General features: G+C 51.8%; 5 protein-coding genes. 1 reads left to right on the top strand and 4 read right to left on the bottom strand.

What is annotated here, in order from left to right; genetic code table 11:
* The coding region (locus Q7V48_11290) for a hypothetical protein (protein ID MDO9211310.1) at positions 1-258 on the top strand (258 nt) is incomplete at its 5' end.
* 68 nt (positions 259-326) lie between these two features.
* Here Q7V48_11290 and Q7V48_11285 read toward each other — a convergent pair.
* The 4 genes from Q7V48_11285 to Q7V48_11270 all read right to left on the bottom strand — a co-directional run.
* Positions 327-683, bottom strand: coding sequence for a PIN domain-containing protein (locus Q7V48_11285; protein ID MDO9211309.1), 357 nt, complete (start codon positions 681-683; stop codon positions 327-329).
* A gap of 11 nt (positions 684-694) precedes the next feature.
* The gene (locus Q7V48_11280; GenBank protein ID MDO9211308.1) at positions 695-886 is read right to left on the bottom strand and encodes a type II toxin-antitoxin system VapB family antitoxin; all 192 of its coding nucleotides are present in this window, start codon (positions 884-886) and stop codon (positions 695-697) included.
* A 354-nt stretch (positions 887-1,240) separates the two neighbouring features.
* The gene (locus tag Q7V48_11275; GenBank protein ID MDO9211307.1) at positions 1,241-2,248 is read right to left on the bottom strand and encodes a 4-hydroxythreonine-4-phosphate dehydrogenase PdxA; all 1,008 of its coding nucleotides are present in this window, start codon (positions 2,246-2,248) and stop codon (positions 1,241-1,243) included.
* A 15-nt stretch (positions 2,249-2,263) separates the two neighbouring features.
* A partial coding sequence (locus Q7V48_11270) for a hypothetical protein (GenBank protein MDO9211306.1) occupies positions 2,264-2,672 on the bottom strand: 409 nt, incomplete at its 5' end.

Here is a 2,672-nt window from a genome sequence, read left to right as displayed (position 1 = left end):
TTTAATTGGGGTATCTTGGGAAGGGGGGAAGGGGTTTATCGTAAGGGTTTCCGTTCTCGGGCGGGTATAGACATTGCCCTTGACCAGCGGGGACCGTCCGAAGGCAACCTCCAGAGAACGCTCCAGGTCCTGATGTATCAAGCTGATTGCCTTATAGCACAAGGCCATTTACGGATTGTTTACGGATTCGGGGATTTTCAAAAAAAACTGATGAGAAGAATGGGGGATTATGACGATGGGAGAGAAAATACTCGCTGACGTGGAGACGCGAGGAGGCGGAGAAACGGGAGACCGGCGAAGAAGGGAATCAGAAAGACAGGGGAATTTTATCGGTATCGGATCCCAAGTGTGTGGGAAGCTGCATTCAATTTCTTATCCAGAGTCCATAGAGGGGTGTCAGCGAGCTTCGCGGAGGCAAGGAGGTGAACGTCAACGAACCCAAGCCCTGTCCCCATGAGTTGATTTTGCTCCAGGAAAAAGAGAAATTCCTCGAAAGCAAGAGTAAGGGTGGTCGGCAGGGATTGCAACAGAGAAAGAATTTCAAGCCGGTTCTTCAGATTCCCGCAGGCCAATTCCCCAATGATAAAGGAATGGGTCACAACCTGTCCTTCCTGGAGAAGATCCTCCAGGTGCTGGTTACCCGCCCGAAAATGTTGGACCCAAACCGACGTATCAACGAGGATCTTTTCCAAAGTTAAGACGGCCTTCGCCTAGGAATGGGCTGAAGCTTTTTCTCCGTACCGCCCAGTTTGGCCAACCTTTTACTGGATTCCCGGGCAATCAGAGCTTCCAACCCAAGCCGGACTAAGGCCGTCTTTTCCTTAATCCCCGTAAGCTGAGACGCCTTGGTCAAGATGTTTTCGTCGATATTTAATGTAGTTCTCATATGTATTAATATGCATTATTCATACATATTCGTCAAGCGATGATTCAAAGGCCCAATTTCAAAGTCTTGAGCTTTGGGCTTTGGCATTTGCAATTATCGATCGGTATATCTCTCCGGTCTTTTCCGACGGCTCTACCCCCAATACTGATATGAACGTCTTGCGGCAACGTTGGTAGGTGAACAGAGCATCGGGCCGGCGGTATATCCTTCCGCCGAGAGAATTTCTCTAGAGAGTCGAGAAAATATGCCGCTTTTTCAGGGGCAGAGAAGTTTTCTTTTTCGGAAATGCTTTCTTTGCGGCCTGGCCCAGGTAGTAGAAGAAAGTCGCCGGGGCGTGAAGGGGAGGGTTCAAAATCACCTGGTGCCGGCCATGCGCACTGCAATTCGTAACGCCGCCTGAAAAGCTCCCACGTCGGCGATCCCTTTACCGGCTATATCGTGGGCTGTCCCGTGAGCGGGAGTAGCAATGACCACCGGAAGCCCCCCGGATACCGTTACTCCCCGATCGAAGCCCAAAAGCTTCGTGGCGATTTGTCCTTGATCGTGGTACATGGTCACGATGCCTTCGAACTCACCTTTGCGGGCCCGGACAAAGATGGTATCCGCGGGAAATGGGCCTCGAACCTCCATCCCTTGCTGCCTTGCTTTTTCCACAGCAGGCGCGATGATAGTCTCTTCTTCCGGGCCAAAGAGGCCTTTCTCCCCCCCATGAGGGTTCAGGGCCGCAACCCCAATCCGTGGCTTTTCCAGGCCCGCCCGGCACATGGTTTTATGCAGAAGAGTAATTGCCCGCAAAATACGGTCGGGAGTTAGCTGATCGCAGATTTCCCGAAAAGCAACATGAGAGGTGACCCGAGACGTCCATAAGGGTTCCAAAAAATTGATCTCTCCGGCCAGTTCGGCCTTGGTCAAGCTTATGAAATGGTTTAGTTCGCCTTTGAAGGGAGAGCCAGCCAGGCGCATGGCCAGCTTGTTCAGTGGGGCAAAAACCATTGCTGCTGCCCGTTCAGCCATCAGTTCTCCAATGCCCAATTCCAGGTATTGAAGGCAGGCTTGCCCTGCCCGGGCACTGACTTCTCCCATCTTGTATTCTTTAGGGTCAAGGTTGGCCAGGTCAAACATCTCCATCAGGCTAGCATCACCCGAAACTTTTTCCCAATTTTTCCGGGGAACGATCTTCAGAGGGGCTTTGGTCAATTGGATCGCCTCGGCCATTACTCGGGCGTCGCCGATCACCGCCGGGCGGCAGAGTCGTCGGGTCTCTTCCGTAGTCAAAGATTTAGCCACCAGCTCTGGTCCGATGCCGGTGGCGTCTCCCATGACTATGGCTAATTTGGGTCGATGTTTTTGATTGGTATTCAAAATGGGTCTTCCCTCCTATTGCCCCACCATCTTCTGCAGAAGTTTGGCAGCTCGGTGAGGATTGAAAATTCCACAAAGGCAGGGTTTAGCCAGCTCGATGGCGGCTTTTTCGACGGTGCTCTTGTTTTTCTTGATATTCTCCACCATTTTTTTAACCAACCGACCCGAAACCAGCCCATGGCCGCACATGGTTACGAAATCCAGAATCTCGGGAGGCCAGAGCTTCTTGGTATTCCCGTGAACCCCAAGAGCAAACTCGATTAATGGAGGCTTGAGTCCTGCCTTGTTGCAGCAGTCGAAGACTTCCTCGAATAACCCGGAGACCACGATGGAAATGCCCTGGTCTTTCTCTTTCAACTCCTTCATACAGGCGATCAAGCTTTCCTTATCTTTGAACACGACCTGGCATCCCACGGTGAGCTTC

Source organism: Deltaproteobacteria bacterium, assembly GCA_030654105.1.
Lineage (GTDB): Bacteria > Desulfobacterota > SM23-61 > SM23-61 > SM23-61 > JAHJQK01.
This window is presented reverse-complemented; position numbering and strand designations above follow the sequence as displayed.

Bases quoted from the DNA above. Each gene is read 5' to 3' on its own strand.
- Q7V48_11280 (MDO9211308.1), bottom strand. From the start codon at position 886: ATGAGAACTACATTAAATATCGACGAAAACATCTTGACCAAGGCGTCT.